21 protein-coding genes and 2 riboswitches are annotated in these 18,551 nt (G+C 37.4%); of the genes, 12 read left to right on the top strand and 9 right to left on the bottom strand.

Annotation, left to right across the window (positions count from 1 at the left end):
• Nucleotides 1-369: 369 nt before the first annotated feature.
• Nucleotides 370-1,125 (bottom strand): glucose 1-dehydrogenase, encoded by a 756-nt coding sequence (locus RZN25_05785; GenBank protein ID MEQ6376336.1) that lies wholly within the window; start codon nt 1,123-1,125, stop codon nt 370-372.
• A gap of 120 nt (nt 1,126-1,245) precedes the next feature.
• On the opposite strand from RZN25_05785, the gene RZN25_05780 reads away from it, so the two are divergent.
• The 7 genes from RZN25_05780 (at nt 1,246) to RZN25_05750 (ending at nt 6,826) form a co-directional block, all read left to right on the top strand.
• On the top strand, nt 1,246-1,398 hold the full coding sequence (locus tag RZN25_05780) for a hypothetical protein (GenBank protein MEQ6376335.1): 153 nt from the start codon (nt 1,246-1,248) through the stop codon (nt 1,396-1,398).
• Between the two features lie 397 nt (nt 1,399-1,795).
• Nucleotides 1,796-2,161, top strand: coding sequence for a BlaI/MecI/CopY family transcriptional regulator (locus RZN25_05775; protein ID MEQ6376334.1), 366 nt, complete (start codon nt 1,796-1,798; stop codon nt 2,159-2,161).
• A gap of 2 nt (nt 2,162-2,163) precedes the next feature.
• Nucleotides 2,164-3,888, top strand: a complete 1,725-nt coding sequence (locus RZN25_05770; GenBank protein MEQ6376333.1) for a M56 family metallopeptidase — start codon at nt 2,164-2,166, stop codon at nt 3,886-3,888.
• A 188-nt stretch (nt 3,889-4,076) separates the two neighbouring features.
• Nucleotides 4,077-4,430 carry a helix-turn-helix transcriptional regulator gene (locus RZN25_05765; protein ID MEQ6376332.1) on the top strand — a complete coding sequence of 118 codons (354 nt, stop codon included), beginning with the start codon at nt 4,077-4,079 and terminating at the stop codon, nt 4,428-4,430.
• A 12-nt stretch (nt 4,431-4,442) separates the two neighbouring features.
• Nucleotides 4,443-5,282, top strand: coding sequence for an ImmA/IrrE family metallo-endopeptidase (locus RZN25_05760; GenBank protein ID MEQ6376331.1), 840 nt, complete (start codon nt 4,443-4,445; stop codon nt 5,280-5,282).
• Nucleotides 5,269-5,868: a hypothetical protein gene (locus RZN25_05755; GenBank protein MEQ6376330.1), complete on the top strand. Its 600-nt coding sequence runs from the start codon at nt 5,269-5,271 to the stop codon at nt 5,866-5,868. Before RZN25_05760 ends, RZN25_05755 begins: the two co-directional genes overlap by 14 nt.
• A gap of 604 nt (nt 5,869-6,472) precedes the next feature.
• Complete coding sequence (locus tag RZN25_05750) at nt 6,473-6,826, top strand: hypothetical protein (GenBank protein ID MEQ6376329.1); 354 nt, start codon at nt 6,473-6,475, stop codon at nt 6,824-6,826.
• Nucleotides 6,827-7,487: 661 nt separating this feature from the next.
• Here RZN25_05750 and thiE read toward each other — a convergent pair.
• The 8 genes from thiE to RZN25_05710 all read right to left on the bottom strand — a co-directional run bounded on the left by thiE (nt 7,488) and on the right by RZN25_05710 (nt 13,152).
• Complete coding sequence (gene thiE, locus RZN25_05745) at nt 7,488-8,111, bottom strand: thiamine phosphate synthase (protein MEQ6376328.1); 624 nt, start codon at nt 8,109-8,111, stop codon at nt 7,488-7,490.
• Between the two features lie 2 nt (nt 8,112-8,113).
• A complete protein-coding gene (gene thiM / locus RZN25_05740) occupies nt 8,114-8,887 on the bottom strand; it encodes a hydroxyethylthiazole kinase (GenBank protein MEQ6376327.1) in 774 nt (257 codons plus the stop codon).
• A complete protein-coding gene (gene thiD / locus RZN25_05735) occupies nt 8,884-9,690 on the bottom strand; it encodes a bifunctional hydroxymethylpyrimidine kinase/phosphomethylpyrimidine kinase (GenBank protein ID MEQ6376326.1) in 807 nt (268 codons plus the stop codon). The genes thiM and thiD overlap by 4 nt, the downstream gene beginning before the upstream one ends.
• A complete protein-coding gene (gene tenA, locus RZN25_05730; GenBank protein ID MEQ6376325.1) occupies nt 9,690-10,376 on the bottom strand; it encodes a thiaminase II in 687 nt (228 codons plus the stop codon). Before tenA ends, thiD begins: the two co-directional genes overlap by 1 nt.
• Before the next feature lie 59 nt (nt 10,377-10,435).
• Nucleotides 10,436-10,536: riboswitch (TPP riboswitch) on the bottom strand.
• 10 nt (nt 10,537-10,546) lie between these two features.
• Nucleotides 10,547-11,050, bottom strand: coding sequence for an energy coupling factor transporter S component ThiW (gene thiW / locus RZN25_05725; GenBank protein ID MEQ6376324.1), 504 nt, complete (start codon nt 11,048-11,050; stop codon nt 10,547-10,549).
• Between the two features lie 94 nt (nt 11,051-11,144).
• A riboswitch (TPP riboswitch) is annotated at nt 11,145-11,251 on the bottom strand.
• Nucleotides 11,252-11,483: 232 nt separating this feature from the next.
• Nucleotides 11,484-11,894: a hypothetical protein gene (locus RZN25_05720; GenBank protein ID MEQ6376323.1), complete on the bottom strand. Its 411-nt coding sequence runs from the start codon at nt 11,892-11,894 to the stop codon at nt 11,484-11,486.
• Nucleotides 11,895-12,060: 166 nt separating this feature from the next.
• A complete protein-coding gene (locus RZN25_05715) occupies nt 12,061-12,417 on the bottom strand; it encodes a helix-turn-helix transcriptional regulator (protein MEQ6376322.1) in 357 nt (118 codons plus the stop codon).
• Between the two features lie 258 nt (nt 12,418-12,675).
• Entirely contained in the window at nt 12,676-13,152 is a 477-nt protein-coding gene (locus RZN25_05710) for a competence protein ComK (protein ID MEQ6376321.1), read from the bottom strand.
• An 898-nt stretch (nt 13,153-14,050) separates the two neighbouring features.
• On the opposite strand from RZN25_05710, the gene RZN25_05705 reads away from it, so the two are divergent.
• From RZN25_05705 to RZN25_05685, 5 genes are all read left to right on the top strand, one after another.
• Nucleotides 14,051-14,551: a sigma-70 family RNA polymerase sigma factor gene (locus RZN25_05705; GenBank protein ID MEQ6376320.1), complete on the top strand. Its 501-nt coding sequence runs from the start codon at nt 14,051-14,053 to the stop codon at nt 14,549-14,551.
• Nucleotides 14,552-15,358: 807 nt separating this feature from the next.
• Nucleotides 15,359-15,607, top strand: coding sequence for a type II toxin-antitoxin system Phd/YefM family antitoxin (locus RZN25_05700; protein MEQ6376319.1), 249 nt, complete (start codon nt 15,359-15,361; stop codon nt 15,605-15,607).
• Nucleotides 15,608-15,874: 267 nt separating this feature from the next.
• Nucleotides 15,875-16,240 carry a sigma factor-like helix-turn-helix DNA-binding protein gene (locus RZN25_05695; protein ID MEQ6376318.1) on the top strand — a complete coding sequence of 122 codons (366 nt, stop codon included), beginning with the start codon at nt 15,875-15,877 and terminating at the stop codon, nt 16,238-16,240.
• 637 nt (nt 16,241-16,877) lie between these two features.
• Entirely contained in the window at nt 16,878-17,069 is a 192-nt protein-coding gene (locus RZN25_05690; GenBank protein MEQ6376317.1) for a YwbE family protein, read from the top strand.
• A 240-nt stretch (nt 17,070-17,309) separates the two neighbouring features.
• Nucleotides 17,310-18,500, top strand: a complete 1,191-nt coding sequence (locus tag RZN25_05685) for a sugar diacid recognition domain-containing protein (protein ID MEQ6376316.1) — start codon at nt 17,310-17,312, stop codon at nt 18,498-18,500.
• The last annotated feature ends 51 nt before the right edge of the window (nt 18,501-18,551 follow it).

Here is an 18,551-nt window from a genome sequence, read left to right as displayed (position 1 = left end):
TCGTTTGGAATATCTAAGGTTGCTAGAGGAAACAAAGTTACTCTTCCCATTTATTCTTCCCACTTATTGTCTCATGGCAAACCACATTCACCTTCAAATGGAAACCCTTAATTTTCCAACTGGACATATCATGAAACACCTTCATACAAAATACGCAAAACACTTTATTCAGAAATATCACTTTTCCGGACACGTATTTGAAAGCTGTTATGGGAGTAAAGGTGCCAGGCACCATAAAACGAAATTCCAATCGGAACGAGATAAACTGTATTCTAAAGTATAGACAATAAGATTACAACTTAAGTATTTACAAAGTAAAAGGTTAAGCGGGACAAAAAACTGTCCCGCTTGGGTCCCACTTACATATCTTTAAAGTGCGCCCATACCACCGTCTATCCGGTACTGAGCACCAGTTGCAAATGAACTTTCATCTGATGCTAAGAATACAACTAGGTTTGAAATATCTTCTGATTCGCCATAGCGTCCTAGCGGAATAGTTTTGGCTAATGCATCTTCATCTGTACCCATCCCTTCTTCTAGGGAACGCATCATCCTTGTATTGACAGGAGATGGATGGATAGAATTAACTCTTACATTAAACGGTGCAGACTCAACTGAAGTTGCTTTTGTTAATCCAACTACTGCGTGTTTCGATGCAATGTAAGGAGTAATACCTGGACTTCCGTCAAGGCCTGCAACAGAAGACATGTTAATCACACTTCCGTATCCTTGGTCTTGCATGACTTTAAGTACATGTTTCAAACCTAAAAACACCCCCCGAACATTAACAGAAAGAACGTTATCTAAATCCTCTACATTTTGCTCTGTAATTGGTGCGACTTTACCTTCAATCCCCGCATTATTAAAAAATACATCAATTTTACCAAACTTGTTAACCGTTTCTTTCACATATTTTTCAACTTCTTCTTCTTTGGAAACATCAGCTTGGATCGTTAGTACTTCACCCAATGATTGTAACTCTTCCTTTGCTTTGGATAAGGAATCTTCAAATAGATCAACTAATACAACCTTGGCACCTTCGTTAAGAAAACGTACGGCTGTTACTTTACCAATTCCTCCAGTTCCTCCAGTAATAATTGCTACTTTATCTTGTAATCTTGCCATAGTAATACCCCTTTCTAATATTCAATACTTACATTACTTACTTTCCCCCTTGGCAACTAATTTAAACTCAGTACTGTAAAGGTGTCAGGCACCATAAAAAAAGACGGAAGCAAAACGAGCATGGAAGCTTTCACTGCTTTAGGTCTTAATGCTGAAGAAATGACTAGCAAATTTGCTCAAGGTGGCGAGATCGCTAATGATGCTTTTTATAGTGTTGTTGAGAAGTTACAGAAAATTGAGGATCCCCTGCTAAAAAATACGATTGGTGTTTAGCTATTTGGAACTCAGTTTGAAGATTTAGAAGCAAATGTTCGACCTGTTCTCGCAAACATGAAAGACAGTACTTTGGCCAGTGGTGATGCGTTAGCCCAAATAACTGAAGTGAAATACATTTTATTAAACAATTTAGCATAAGAAAATGCTGGATATCAGTGACTTAGAGTAAAATGTTATGAAAATGTTTTTGATTATATCTTTGGAAATACAACTTGCACTTTTTGTCTGTCCCATAGACTGTACGTTCTGCGAGAATGGTTGGACAATTTAACAAAAGATAATTTATAGATGAATTGCAGGCATAATAAGTCTGCATTTTTTTACATATTGACAGTCTAGTCTAATGGTGTTAGACTACAATCGTCTAATAGAGTTAGACTAAGGAGGTTTTCTTATGGAAAAATATAAACTTGGTGAAATGGAACAGAGATTTGCAGATATTATTTGGGATAAAGCTCCTATTAAAACTCGTGATTTGATTGAGATATGTGCTGAAGAATTCGAGTGGAAAAGAACGACAACATATACCATGCTAAAACGCCTTTGTGAAAGAGGGATATTTCAGAATGAAAATGGAACGGTTATAGTTTCAATAGTAAAAGAAGATTTTTTAGCAAAAAAGGGGGAAGAATTTTTAGAAGAATCTTTCAAAGGGTCTTTGCCAAGTTTTTTAGCAGCATTTACTCGACGAAAGAAGTTAAGTGAAAAAGAAATTGAAGAGATTCAAGAGTTAATTGATGGGTACAAAAGGGAGGTGTAGGTATGTTACAGAGAATATTTTTACAAGTCATTAACATGAGTTATATAGCAAGTATAGTTATTGTGTTCATATTAGTAGCCAGATTGCTTATTGCAAAAGCACCGAAAAAGTATTCGTACATATTGTGGGCAGTTGCTCTTGTTAGACTTATTGTACCGATTTCATTTGAAAGCGTTTTGAGCTTGATTCCAGTGGATCCTAGGCCTATTTCTAACGATGTTTTATACGACATATCACCTAATATCAATACGGGAATGCCTAATATTGATCATTCTATCAGTGGTTCGCTACCAGCAACAGATGTAGTTGCTAGTGTAAATCCAATGCAGGTTTGGATTTTTATTGGATCGCTGCTTTGGCTTTTAGGGATTGCTACTCTCTTAATCTATGGAATGGTATCGCTTATAAAAATGAAAAGTAAATTTAAAAATGCAAACTGTGAAAAGGATAATATTTATCAATCTGATAACGTGACAACACCATTTGTTTTGGGTTTGATTCAACCGAAGATTTATTTACCTACTTCTTTGTCAGATGGAGAGAAGAATTATATAGTGTTGCATGAGCAAACCCACATCAAGAGATTTGATCATGTTATTAGATTTCTAAGTTACCTGACTTTATGCATCCATTGGTTTAATCCTTTAGTTTGGATTGCTTTTTGGTTGAGCGGTAAAGATATGGAAATGTCTTGTGATGAATCCGTTATCAACCAATTAGGACATAGTGTGAAAAAAGAGTATTCACAGTCATTGCTAAACTTAGCAACAGGAAGAACGAAGCTTGGATTGACACCTCTTGCATTTGGGGAAGGAGATACAAAGGAGCGAATAAAAAACATAATCAATTTCAAGCAACCTAAGTTTTATATTATTATTATAGCTTTAGCCATTCTTATCTTTACGTCGATTGGTTTATTATCAAATCCGAAAAGCGAAGAACCGGATTTGTCATTGCTGAACATCACTAATTTCTTATCAGCCATGGAAACAGATGAAGATGTTGTGGTAGAGACTGAAGATGGAAACGAATTGACTGTTACACCTAATTCAGGTTTTCTTGAGATTTTTGAGCATAAAAATTGGAAAGAAAAGAAGGTTAATTCTCCCTTGGAAAGCACGGTAGCACTTAGAATAACTTTAAATGAAGATTATTATATCAATTTTTATTCATATGAAGATTATGCAATGATTTACAATGAAGCCACCCAAGAAAAATATAGATATTACACAACCCCTAATGGTGTGTATGTTAATCTACAGAACTACGTTTTAAAAAATGGTAAAGTAATTGGTGTGGAAATTCCAGCTGTAACCGATACGAGAGAAACTGACGGATTAACATATATTGGTTATATTTCTGGTTTCGAAGAGTCTGATGGAACTAAATTTACACTTGACCCAATTGAATGGATAACACTAGAGGATACTGATAGAATTAATGAACTTGAGATAGAAGAATTTGATATGCCTAATGGATACTATATTTATAATCCTGAAATCGATGAAATTGAATTTGAAGTGGATAAAAATGTGGAATACAGGTTTATCGATTGGGGAAATAATTTTGCAAGTAGTGATGAAAACAGATTGAACTACAGCACAAAAGATAAAGAAGAGTTTATTGAATATTTAAATACTTATACAGACAAAGCTGCAAAGATACCATTCTGGATAAGTATCAAAGATGGTGCAGTGCAAATAATTGAAGAACAATATGTTCCTTAAGTTTTGGTAAAGGTGACAGGCACCACCCGAAGTTTGTCGAATAGTGACAGGCACCACCCTAATCAATGAATTGGCGATTTATTTTAAATTTTTTTGTAAAAATCAACGAAACATTGACTTTTGTGTGTAGTTACATATACTATAATTAATAAGACATTGTAAATATTTAAATTGAAGGAGAGTGTAACATGACGACAATCTTCGAGCGAATAGGAGAGAAGATTAGTACATGGATTAATGATCGAGGGTACACTCAAAAATACTTATCAGACAAATTAAATGTCTCACCACAAGTGATGAGTAAAATCATTAATGGGAAGAAATCTATCAACATTATAGAAATCCAACAGATCGCTGACATCATGGGAATATCAGTTGACGAATTAATTGGAGATACCTCAAGGTCTAGAACAATTGAGGATCCGATTATGTTTATGATTGGAAACCTCAATAATGAGAAATCAAAAGAGAAGCTTCGGTTTTTAGATCATGTAATGGATGAAATGATTGAACTAGAAAACTCCATGGATAAACTTAAGTAAAGGAGGGGTTGGATGGCAACAATTCCTCAACTTTCAGTGACTGAAATTAGGGATATTGAAACAAAAGTGTTAGCTAAGCTAGGATCTATACGAAAGTCAGGAAGGATTATTAGGGAAGAAGTACTTTCAATATTAGAAGAAGAGGCTACATTACTTAAATACCCCATAGAAGATGATGAGTTATGTGCTTTTGTTTGTAAAAAACAAGACAAGCTTTTTGTATATATAAATACTCACATTCCAAAAGAGAAACAAATTTTTGCAGCAGCGCATGAACTTTATCACATTTGGTTTGACCAGGATCGACTGAATCAATCAGAAATGTTAAAAAGCAACACACTTGAGAATGAAACAGAAGATATTAATGAATTGCGAGCAAATCTCTTTGCCGCAATGTTTTTAGTTCCTAAAGAGATTCTGATTAATCAATTAGAGTCATTAGGGATTGAGAAGCATCGTTTAAAGATTGAGGACATTGTTAAGTTAATGCCTATTTTTCTTGTGCCTTATAAAACGGTCGTCCGTCGTTTGCATGAAATTGATTATATTAGTGATTGGCAGTTAAAAGAATTTTTAGCAGTTCCAGATCGCGATCCTAATAAAGGAGTTCTTCTATACAGAAAGATTCTTCAGCTCAATGACTCTTCTCAAGAACGTACACAAGAAATGTTTTTTGAAGGGTTAGTAGAAAATTCAATCAAGTTATTTGAGAACGGTCAGATTGATGAAAAGAAACTGTCGTATTTACTATCTCTCGTACATAAATCTCCGAGTGATTTTGGCTTAACTAGTCAGGAATTCACTGATGAGGATTGGGAAGCCATTATGGAGGATTATGATGGAGATGACTGATTATAAATGGGATAGAGTAATTATTGATGCTGACTTTGCGATCAAAATGAATAAAGTCACAGATGTTAATGCTATTCAAGACTATATACCACTCTTTGTAGGTATGCTATATATTCATGAACATGTTTACGAAAATGAGATCTTAGTCCCAAAAAGAACTAGGGATCAAGTGGATGTATTAATCGAACAGGGAAGAGCTGAAATCATAAGTGTATTATCTTTTGAGGGAGATCCTTTTGGTAAAATGGTTTATGAAGAAACTATCAACCTGTTAAAAAGTGCTGACCCTAAAACAGTTGAAGAGGGAAAGAACTGGGGAGAAACTGTATCTATCGCATTTGCGAAAGCGAAAGGCATTAACTATTTCCTTTCCGATGAGAGGAACCTACAGGAACTACTCGATGAATACATTAATAATCAGACATCACAAGATATTAATACTATAAGGATAAGAAACTTTATCACAGCGATGAAAGAGGCAGGCCACAAACGAAAGGAAGCATATAAGCTGTGGATGGCATCTCATAAAAAAGATCAAGTGGATTGGGCCAAGAAAATGTTTGAAGATCAGATCTGGCCTATATAGTTTGGAGCATTAATTAAGATTGCTAGATTAAGAGTATCCTTTTCTTATTTTACTCATCACAGATGGTGGTGGGTATTTTTTTGTGGAGATTTAAATATAGGCGTTTACCACGTGTCATCATAATCAGGATAAATTTAATAAAAATTTTTATCCATACGTCCTCACGGCGGTCCTTGAGACGGTACGTATGCAAAAAGGACTGAAGCCGCCAGTCGAGGTAGTGTTTCAAAAAGAGAACATTCGAACCCTCGATGAAGATGGTGAGGTAATGCAACGGTTTATAGTGGACTGGCCCAGGAAGAAAGCAGAAGCCTTGCAGAGTCAGTAGCTTGGGAAAAGCGCAGATTAGCAGAGCGAGGGCAGTTTAAAACAAAGTATGCAAGGTACGATATGACTACGATGAAGAAGAGAACTTGGTAATCAATCCGGAACAGGCAGAGGTGATTCGCCACATTTATCGTGAGCTTTTAGCAGGAAAAACGACGAATCAAATATGTAATGAATTGACTGAAGACGGCATTGAAACAGCCAGAGGAAGAAAGAAGTGCCATAGTACCTCAATGGATAGCGTGATTACTAAAATCTGATATACAGCGGGGACTTTGTGTACCAGCGATATTATGTCACAGATACATTAGCCGGGAAAATGACTGAAAACAGAGGTGAACTGCCTCAGTACACAATAAGGGATCACCATCCAGCAATCATGAGTCGGGAAGACTGGGAAGCGGCTCAACAAATTATGAACAACCGGAGTGAGAATCGAAAAGGAAGTAAAAAAAGGCCTCACGACCGCCAAGAGTTCTTTAACATATTTCATTGCTCTGAGTGTGGAGCACCTGTGGTAACGGTGTCAGGCACCACAAAAAGACAGATGATGGTTTTTGTGTTTTCTGGGTGGACAAGAGGTGGGGGGTGTTATTCGTTGAACTTTATCAGCTGTCGCTTGGTTAAATAGCAATAATGTGGATTTTAGTTGTTTTAAAAATGATTCCATACAAGATCAATGATGAAGTGTACATAAATATTGAAAAGGTTAATTATACAACACCAGTGGTACTTGTGGGTGCGACTATTTTTTAATTTTGGTAGTTTTTGTGTTTTGCGTTTTTTGTAGAATGGAAATGGAAGTTTGGGGTATTTTCCTATATCTATAATTAAACAATTGTTTTAAGGCACCATGCATTTTAACAAGAGGCACCATCTTGTCAGTCGTTTTTTTAAGGAAGGTTTGGCGCACAATTAGTTGATACAAAGGAATACCTTTAAATCCGTAGAAGCATGCATGGTGAAATAGCTAGAAGGTCATTTGTAAATTGATTGTATTTTTATTCAGTTATAGCGAATTTTTAAGTGCGTGTTGTTTGTATTTGCTTTTTGAAAGCATGGGGACGGTTTATGCTTCCTTTTCTATATTTTCATAATAATGAGTAGGAATAGGATATTAATAGTTTCTTAACAATCAATGCCCATTACGACGATTTGCGTGTGGGTACTTTTATTCAATTAGACGATGGACCTACATCGCAATTTAGCCTACTTCTCACTCGCTTCTTTTCATTCTAAATCTTTCTTGAATGACCGGTTGTGAAGCATCGGAACCGTCCCCTTGTTTCAATTCACAGCCTTCTAACTGAATCTGCTATATTTTCTACCTTGGCAATTGCAGAGATTACTGAAACACCATCAGCACCAGCCTCTAGTACGGAGGCGGCATTTTCTATGTTGATACCACCGATTCCAACAATAGGTAATTTCGGAAATTGGGCTCTAAGAGTTTGAATCCATTCCAGCCCCACAGCCTTCTTGGCATCCTCCTTAGTAGTGGTAGAAAAAATCGGACCCGCACCAACATAATCAACTAAATGGATGGGACTGTCTGCAGCTTCACCTGAATTAGAAATGGAAAGACCAATTATTTTATTTGGATAGGCCTGACGCAGCATTTCTACTGGTTGGTCGTCCTGTCCAACATGAATCCCGTCAACATCTAAAGCCTCAGCTAGTTCAATATCATCATTAATAATAAAAGGGATTTGATACCTCCTGCAGATTTCCCGTAATTCCTTACCAAGCTCTAATTTTGCACTTCCAGTAAGAGAACCTTCTCCTTTTTCACGAAATTGAAATGCAGTAATTCCAGCTTGGGCGGCCTCTTCCAGTATTTTGGATGGATTACGTTCGCAGTTTTGGCTTCCCATAATAAAATATTTGCGTAGATATGGACTAACGTCTGTTTTCATAATTAGGCTCCTATCTTTAAAAATTCAGGATCCATGGAAAGTGCATCAATAAAGTGCGGGATAAATGTTCCGGATGCTTGAACACCTTCCTGTTTTACGGCATATTCTGCTGCTAATCCGTAAAATTGGACAGCTGCAAGAGCCTGTTCCTCTATGGGATCATCCGTTGTTAGGCAGGCAGTTAGAATGGAACCAAGTAAGCAACCAGCACCAGTTACTTTTGCTAATAGAGGATGTCCGGTTTCGTTCGTAAAGGTCGATTCAGATGTGCTAATGACATCTGTTTTTCCAGTCAACACAGCAGTTGTCTGAAAGGTTTTGGCAACTTCGGCTGCGATTTCTTCTACATTCCCATCTCCAACAGATTCCACCCCTTTTGTTTGCCAAGGAATTTTCACAAGATGAGCTAATTCTCCTGCATTCCCTTTAATAACGGTAGGATGGACTTCTTGTAAAAATTGCTTAACAGCATCTGAACGAAAAGGAGTTGCTGCCACTCCAACAGGGTCAAGTACAATCGGAATTCCTTTTTGATTAGCAGCTTTTCCAGAAGCGATCATGGCTTTGAATTCACTGGACGTTAAGGTACCTATATTAATGAGTACTCCATCAGCAATGGATGTCATATCAGCTGCCTCTTCTTCGGCCTTTGCCATGACGGGTGCTGCGCCAAAGGATAATAAACCATTTGCTGTAAAATTCATGACGACCTGATTGGTTAGATGATGAATTAGTGGAGTAGTTGCTCGTACTTGTTCAATTATTTGATTGTTCAATTTAAAAATCCTTTCTCTCGTATTGCCCAATGATTGGTTGGGCCATTACCAGCACCGAGTGGGAAAGCCCCTTTTATAGCTGCAGTAACAAAATCCTTTGCTTTTTCAATTGCTTCATACAGTGGTAAACCATGACTTAAATAAGCAGTAATTGCAGCGGAATAGGTGCAGCCAGTTCCATGCGTGTTGTTTGTTTGAATGCGTTTGGCTGAAAATGTATATATATTTTTCCCATCATAAAAAAAGTCAACAGCTTCCCCTTCTAAGTGGCCACCTTTTACAAGGGAAGCACCCGCACCTAATTCATGGACGATTGTCTTTGCGGCCTTTTTCATATCATGGGGCGTTTCTATTTTGTCACCGGTTAGAAATTCAGCCTCTGGAATATTAGGTGTTACTAGAGCTGTTAGTGGCAAAAGTTCTTTTCTTAAAAAATCCCGTGCCTGTTCTTCAATAAGTGCATCCCCGCTAGTAGCGACCATGACAGGATCCATGACATAAGGTGCATGGATGGTTGGAATTTTTTTTGCCATGACTTTCATCATATCAATATTTGCTATCATTCCTGTTTTAAAGGCGTGAATAGGCATATCAGAAATAACAGAATCAAGCTGCTGTTCAATCATCTCAATTGGTACATGATGGATGGCCTGAACACCTGTTGTATTTTGAGCAACGACAGATGTTATGACAGACATTCCATAGCTTTTTAATTCCTGAAAAGTTTTTAAATCCGCATGAATACCAGCACCCCCACTAGGATCTGTTCCAGCAATCGTAAGCGCACTTGCTATTCTTTTCATTACTTGGTCACCGCCCTTTTTGACGGCCAGTCTTCACAAGTGTAAGCCATCTCCCAAAATGCTAATTCCAGTTCGCAGCTTTTGCGGAATGCTTCTTTGATACGTTCCTTTTCTAATGAGGAGGCCTCTTCTGCAAGGATATCTAAACGTTCTCGCATTTCTGCTGTTACATTCATTGAACTATTGTCTCCATAAAAGGTAATCCATTGGTAAAAAGGATGGCTAGTGGTTGGATTATATTTTTTCATAAGTTCCTTACCAATTTCCTGGTATGTCCAAGGACAAGGCAACAATGCACCTAATGTTTCAGCAAGTGTTCCAGTTTGCGCGTGAAACAACATATGCTTGATATAATGATCAGCAGTTGGTGGCAAAGGGTGACCTTGCAGCGTTTCATAGGGAACTCCGATATACGCGCAAAAATTATGATGCGGGTGAATTTCATCGTCTAAAATAAACTTCATTTGGTTGAAAAAGTAACTTATATCCTCTCTATTTGATGACTTTGAAATAGAAATCCCGTAAATTTTCATAAATGCATTTAAATATTCAAAGTCTGCTTTAATGTAGTGTTCAATCGATTCGTTTGGGACGGCTCCTTTTCCGATTCCATCGACAAAAGGGTGTTTAAAAATTAGTTGAAAAACATCTTCGTTTTCTTTGCGTAGTTGTTCCGTAAATGACATGAAAATTCCTCCTTAAAATTTTTGAGGAAACTACTAGGGGAAAAGACACAGAGGGGAAATATAGTCCTCGGCTACTTTCCTTCGCTAGAATTACCTAGTTCAGGTTCCAAGGGACTAAGGAAAATCCTTATCTCAGCAAATTGCGCCCCTAGTAGTTCCAATTGAAAATATTAATTTTTCTGTTGAGTACCTATTAAAATGCTTTTGTTGCTCATTAGTTTTGATACAATGAACCATCCAATAATTGCCCCTGGTACACTGCTAATAAGAAATGCTGGCATGAATGCGAATGCTCCAGCAGAAGTGCCCATAAAGATATAGGCAAAAGGGACAGATAATAAAGCTCCAATAACTCCACTCCCTAAGCCCTCACCAACAATGGCCAATCCTGTTTTTCCAGATTTCTTATACAGATAGCCTGCTAAAAAGGCTCCAACCATTCCACCTGGGAAAGCAAGTAACGTACCCAAACCAAGCATGTTTCTTAGTAGTCCAATCAGAAAGGCAATAATGACAGCTGGGCCAGGACCGAGCAATACACCAGCTAATACATTGATGGCATGCTGTACAGGGTAAGCTCTGGCGATGCCTGCTGGAAACCAGAGCAATTGAGCAGTAACGGTTCCAAACGCTACAAACATAGCCATTGTTGTTAATAAACGGGTTCTATTCATGGTAACCTCCTTTCATTTGGGGGTACCCGACCAGACCAAAAAAGCCAGATCCATAGATGGACCTGGCTTTATATCTTGAGTTTAATAGACTGACAGTTTCGTCACACTACTTCCCTCCGCTGGTATTAACCAGATCAGGTCCATAAGGGTCGGAAGCAATTCCTCTCAGCCCACATTATTCGGGCACCCCTAGTAGTTAAATATAAGTATTTAGTTTTCTAAATCATGTTAAGAATAACAAAGTATGTTGAAAATAACAACTAGTAACGGTGTCAGTAACGGTGTTAGGCACCACAAAAAGACAAATGATGGTTTGTGTGTTTTCTGGGTGGACAAGAGATGAGGGGTGTTATTTGCTGGGATAGTGGCCCTGTTCACCACCCTGGAATACGGGAATACAGTGACAGGCACCTAATATGGACAAACGTCCATTTTAGTGCCTGTCACCTAAATTCTCTTTGTTTTCTTTTCTAGCATTTAACAAATTACTGACAAAAATAGACGGTGCAGTACCACCTGGAAACGGAGAGTCAGTATAGTTTAACTTTCCTTCTGAATCAAATGACATTTTACTCGAATAAACGTGTTTACCAGAGTTAGAACTATAGAAATACTCCAATGTGTCCCCATCAATTACCGCTTTGACAGCCCTAGGTGTATTTTCGATTATTGTATTAATAACAGATAGTGAGAGTCCACCAAACGACTTTTCTTTGTGAATAGTTGCGTCAGCTGTACCTTTTGCTATGTCAGATACCACCTTCCCAGAGTTTTGCCACTTTATCCCTAGGTAACCAAGAACCGTTGTCACTACTAAAGGTATTAATATTTTTGATTTTTTCAAATTGCATTCTCTCCCAATTTGTTTAATTTTAATTAACAATCTATCACTCAAAAAAATCTTTTACCAATTTCAAGCTTACCACTAATTAAGTGGTGAATATACGAAAATTTAGTGACAGGCACCACCCGAAGTTTGTCGAATAGTGACAGGCACCACCCAAAATTATTTACTTTAGGTCTGGTTCTTCTTTATTCTTTTGTTGTTTAGCTATGTATTTCGCTTGTTCTTCTTTTACTTGCTGCTGGAATTCTTCATAGGTGAGGTCTAGTGCATTTAGAATGGCGGCTACGGTTGAAAAATAGGGATCTTTGGTTCTGCCCGCTTCTAGTTTTTGTACGTGTTTTTCGGTGAGTTCTATTTTTTCTGCCAAGTCTGCTTGGGTCCATGCGCCCTTTTTGCGTACTTCTCTTCTTTTAGCTATTCTGTTCCGTTTGACGACTTTACCAATAAATGGTCCGGGTTCTTTAGCCAGATTTTCAATATATTCCTCTTCATCGTAATTGTGATTTTTAAATTCCCCCAACTAGACAACCCCTTTTTTAAACAATTATCAAGTTGGGTAATTTCAAAAAGAACAGCCTAGTGGTGGGGTTTTGAAAATTTGTTTCATTTTTTATGCCGCATTTACGAGCGGTAATACCCCCACCTCAAGTCTTAAGTGAAACAAAAAGAGTAGGTGGGGGATAAAATCTCCGCAAATGTCCGATTGGTTCAAGGGTCTTTAGGTCATGCCCTTGGGTGATAACAATCAGTGGGAGACCCCACTGATTGAAGGTTCACTTTATGCCGGAAAGGAATCTTCTCCCTTAAAAATTAGGATGCAAATGGCTGATCGTTGGATTTGTTTTTCTAAGACGAAACGGGATTCATTTACGACAATCGATTGGCCGTCTTTAAAAAAGATTTCTGATTCGCCGGTAGGAGTTGTTATGATGCGTTTCACGTGTTGAGGGAATATCCATACACAGTCGTATGTATCAGGTGATTTGGTCGGAAATGCGATAATGCCTAGGTGAGGGTAGATTGGAATGGGCTGTTTTCTTCCAAAGCCCATCTTTTTCGTGACCGCTATTCGTCGGCCGTCATAGGTGGAGCCGCCTTCAAGACAATCATTTTTAACAATTTCTATGATTCTTTTGTTTACATAAAGGATTTGGTTAGTTTCGATCACCTTTGTGTCATAGTCCATATGCATACCAGGCAGTAAGGCTTGTGTGTTGCGATTAATTACATAATCATTGTGCAAAATTTTTGTCATGGGTTTAGTACAACTCCTTTAACTTTTCAGATAGGTAAAACTGGTATAAATGGATGCTTGCTTCATTATTAAGTTCTTTCGCTACAGTTATTGTGTGTTTAGATAGTCCACCTTTCATGAGATTAGATAGAAAACGAGAAAAGGGTAGAATTTTTCTTATTGGGAACGGTTACAAATTATGCATTCCCAAAAGTGGTCTTATGGGAGAGTCATTAGACCCTCTAAAATTCAATCAATTTCTTTATTTTCCATAAAAGTCTCTTATTTATAAGACTATTATCCCTTTAAAACTCAAATATTCTACCGCCTCCACAACCCCAAAACCACCCAGTATAAATAATTAACAAATTATACAAATTTGCACATAAATGACACAAATTAGTGTGCTGGTAGGGACGGTTCTCGCCAACACAGCTAAATGCTAAGTGTGCTGGTAGGGACGGTTCTGGCGAGGAATTTTTGTCTCGCATTAATGGGCAGCCAACCATGAAGCAAACTTCACTAACAAGGATGAAAAATTTAATGTTTTTATTTCATGGGGAATAATACTCCACTTCAATTCTTATGTGAAACGAAAAAAAGTAGGCGGGGATAAACTGCCCGTAAGTGTCCGACTGGTTCAAGGGCTTTTAGGTCATAACCCTTGGGTGATAACAATCAATGGGAGTAAAAAATCCCCCGTTGATTGAAGTTTCCCTTTATTTTGGTGGTTTTGTGAGGTTTGGGGATGGGTGGTTCAGGTGGTAATGACGTTTTGCCAGGGAAATTTAGTTGTATGGAAGAGGGGAATATGGTAGATACGTAATGTTTCGGGATTATTCAATGGGTAAAAGGGGCTCTATACTGAGGTTACTGCAGAATACATGAGAGGCATGCTTCTTCCTTGGAGAAGTTTTGAATGGAAGAGTTTCAAGATGTGGTTATTCAGTATGAGCCGATGGTCTACCATATTATGAACAGGCTAGGTATTCGTGATTATGAGCAGGAGTTTTACCAGGAGGGGCTGCTTGCGCTTTGGGAAGCCTATCGTACCTATGAAGAATCGAAAGGGAAATTCAACACGTATGCTTATAGTTTGATCAGGAATCGTTTGATTGATTTGATTCGGTCTAAAAGTCGGAAGCAAGAAAAATTGAATCAATTGGTGGAGGAGCTCACCTATAACTGCCCTAGTTATACCATGAACGAAGAGGTGGACCCCGAATTCTGGAGGCATTTACGGTCTATCCTTACTGACAACCAATGGAATTGGCTGATTGGTAGTGTGCTAGAAGGGAAGACGAGCAAAATGATCGCCCTTGAACATGGAACTACGGTTAGTGCTGTGAAAAAATGGGCAGAGCTTGCAAAACAAAAATTGAGAAGAGACCCGAGGGTGAGACAGTGGTTTCGGAAGTAGGGAAGGATCAAATGGAAACTCTAGGTGTGCTGGTAGGGACGGTTCTCATCGTGAATTTCCTTTATTTACAAGGGTAGAAAGGCCGAAAACCCCGACTTATCCCCGAAGCAGATCTGGTCGGGGGATTGCTATTTAGTTTGACAACTAAATTTGTAAGGGAGCTTATTTTTGGGTCTACCTCCACTCAGCAAAAGTGAATAGGTTTATATGTTAAAGAGTAATGTGGTCATATTTTGCAAACTGAAAAAGACGTATGGTGTTTGCTCGCAGCAGAGGACTTTTCAAATAATAAGAGGTATACGATTTTTGTTATGGTATCGCATACCTCTTGGTTATTATCAAAAGAATTCCATTACCTTTTTGTCTACTACATCCTAACTACGGTAGATTTATGGGTACAACGATTCTAGCCTAAGGAAATCAGGCATCGTAGTCCATACTGTTAAAAAGCAATTGCATCATTTAATGGGAACTGCTCAGGTAGATACGATTTTCGGAAGAAGGGGCATCGCTTAGAATAAGGATAGAACCATTTGTGATGTTATTCGAATCGCAATAATATGGATGTTGCAATATTAAATGAAGCTATAAAAAGTTACTTAGGAAGTAAAGACAAGAATATTTCTTTGTTGTTGAAATATGCAGAAGAGTTAAGGTTTAAGAAAATAATGGTAAGAAGCTACTTGCAGATATTATTATGAAAGGTTCCAGAGATTAGGTAATATGATTTTTGTTTGGTGTTGCATAATTTTACAAATTATCTTACGTAAAATAATGCTATAATAACAACCACGAAAAAGACTTGTTATTATACCAAATATTAAGTCTGTTTCTGATTTAAGGAATTACGAAGTTTTAAAGGATATCACTGTTGGAGAACCTGATTTCTTAACCAAAAATGGGCGAGATAGATTTGCCATTGTGGACATTGGTGATTATGAAAAAATTCAAGCTACAATCAAACTTCTTTCTAAACTGTTAGAAGCAGAGGAAGCGATAAAGACTGGAGTTGAATGGCTTTCTGAAGAGGATATAAAGAAAGATCTAGGAGTTTAATCTTTATGCTTAAACTAAGAATTACCCCCTTTTGCTAAACAGGACTTGATTGGTATCAAGGAATATATTTACCAAGAGTTTGATCATCTTGATGCAGCCGTAAAAGTAATTTCGGGATTTCAGATACCATTCAATGTTATGGAAAGTTAAAGGAGTTCCCTTTTTTAGGAAAATGGTTATCCTCTAAAGTGAAAGTCGAAACTGATTACAGGTATGTAATTTGTGGGGACGATGAAGCGCTTGATAAATTAGGGAAAGAGGTCAATGATGCCAAATAATGATCAAATAACTAAAGAAGACGCTTTATTTTATTTAGACATGATTAACTCAAAGTACGGTCCGACATACAAACCTAAAAGAGGACAATCAAAGGGTTATTACCCATTGTTAAAGGAAAAAGACTCTAAAGAATACAACAGATTTATCCGCGTTTATGTATATTTTAAACATAACCTAAAAGAAAGAGAACAAACTATTTTAAATTTACAATATGGGATAAATAGCAATGTTCTCTCGTTGGGTGAAATCGGGGAAAGTATTGGTGTAACGAGCTCTCGGGTTTCTCAATTAAGAAACAGAGCAGAAAGAAGATTAGCTAGTATTATTCGCGATTACGTAAATGGGATGAAGTAAAAGCAATCTTTCAGTTCACTCATTTCATTACAGTCAGATGAAGTTCTAGAGGAATTGGACTAGCCACTCTCCTTGGAGCCTATCATTCAACATTATTTTGATCAGGAGTAACCTAGATATTACAAGAAACGAAAGGGGTTAGAACACATTCTTTGTCGTATGTGGACAGTAGGAGCTATAAATGAAAAAGGTGAATTTATTGGTGAGCCTGAGCTAGAACCAGAAAACCATAAAACAAAGGTTATTAGACACGTGTCTACAGGTGTAGTTATGAGTCTTAATTCTGCAAAATCTTTATATGATTGGTTAGGAAAACATATTGATACTTTAGAAAAGGAAAGGAAGATCAGAGTGGAGGAGATAAATCATGATTTCTGTCGCTTATGATACTCATCCTATGTGTACTCCTCAAATTAGAAGAAGTATGAATGGTGGCTTAGCTGCATGTCTGACGATTATCCCTCAATAGAGTTAGACTGTAAACATAATAAAATCCGCAGACACCAGATCCGCTTTGCGGATAAGTCGGTTATATGGGTCTTCGGTCCTTATAATAAAGGGTTTTCTCGGTGAGAACCGTCCCTACCAACACACAGTAAGGATATCGAATGCAATAATACAAGAAGGGATGATTTTCTTGAACGGTAAGAATCGAAAAGAAGTACAGGTTGGATCTACGGTTGATATTGTCTTAAAACAAGATCAAAAATCAGGCAAGCTAACAAGGGGAGTAGTTAAAGATATTTTAACCAATTCAGCAACTCATCCACATGGAATTAAAGTTAGGCTTGAGGATGGGTCGGTTGGAAGAATAAAGGTGATTCATTAAATGTATCTCCCGGTGATGGCCGGGTGTTTGTATAAATAGTTGGTTTAAATACAGATTTAAGTAGTTGCTTGGAGTTGTTCGATTTCGCTATCTTAAGGGGAGCGTCTCTTTTGCCTAGAGGGCTGACTGTTTGGGTCAAGGATACTAAAGTGCAAAAGTTGTGTTAATAAGATAAAATAACAGTGTAATTATCTATACTTTGATTTTTACCATATTAGCATTAAAGAATGAGGTGTTACCATGTCCATATCGTCGGATTATGCTCAATCTATAGTAGAAGAGATGGAAAATATCATTCAGCGGAATATTAACTTTATGAATGAAGCCGGAGTTATTATTGCGAGTATAGACAAAACGCGTATTGGAACGGTCCATGAAGGTGCCTTGCAAGCTGTCCAAACGAAGAAGACAGTAGTGATAAAAGATATCGATATAGAAAAAGGTGTTAAGCCGGGTATCAATTTTCCAGTTTTTTTAAACCAACAAGTTGTAGGTGTAATTGGGGTAACAGGTCAAGAAGAAGAAATTGAACCATTTGGTAAGGTAATTAAGAAAATGACGGAGATCCTACTAAAGGAAGCTTACCTTGAGGAGCAGACTGATCTTGAGGAGAGGGCTAAAGAATTCTTCATTGAAGAATGGATTTCTGCAAACTGGGAAAATGACAAGTTATTTGCTGCAAGAGGTTGGATTCTTGGGATAAATGTCCATTTACCAAGGGTTGGTGTTTTAATTAATCTCAAAGATTTTAATGATCTTATCTACAATAAGCTTAAAAGTGCGAATGCAAATGTAGAAGGGGAGCTGGAAATTCAAAAATACCGCCTTACCATACAGAAAACAATTGAGGGGCAGTTAAAATATGAAAAACAAGATATCGTTATTCCGTCAGGAAGTTCAAAATATGTAGTCCTGTTAACGATAGACCCTCATCTCGATAGTAAAATCCAAAAAGAAATGATTGTATATCGATTAGAGCAAATCAGAACGAAATTGAAAGAAAAACATGGAATTGAAACATCGATTGGGATTGGTAGATATCACTCAGAGATGAATGGTCTACCTAAGTCTTTTAATGAAGCGAAGAGAGCAGCAAAGATAGCGAGTAAAAATAATAAGATAGAGTTCTATGACCAGTTGGGATTAGAATCATTCATTGAAGAAATTTCACCGGAATCGAGATATGACTTTATTGAAAGGATACTTCGAATAAGAGAGCAACCAGAAATGGAACAATTACTAGAAACAGCAGATGTCTTTTTCCGTTGCAACCAATCAATTAACGAAACAGCTGACAAGTTATTTGTTCACAAGAACACAGTTCAGTATCGATTAAAAAAGATAAAAGAACTGACAGGGTATGATCCTAGGAAGTTTCAAGATGGTGTTCTCCTTAATGTAGCACTTTCCTTTTACTTGATTGAAAGTTAATGAAAGTACAACTTTAGCATAATCCGATTTTATTCTAGAATCCATTGTTAC

The organism is Bacillaceae bacterium S4-13-56 (assembly GCA_040191315.1).
GTDB lineage: Bacteria > Bacillota > Bacilli > Bacillales > JAWJLM01 > JAWJLM01.
Note: the sequence above shows the minus strand (reverse complement) of the source record. Positions and strands in the feature narration are given on the sequence as shown.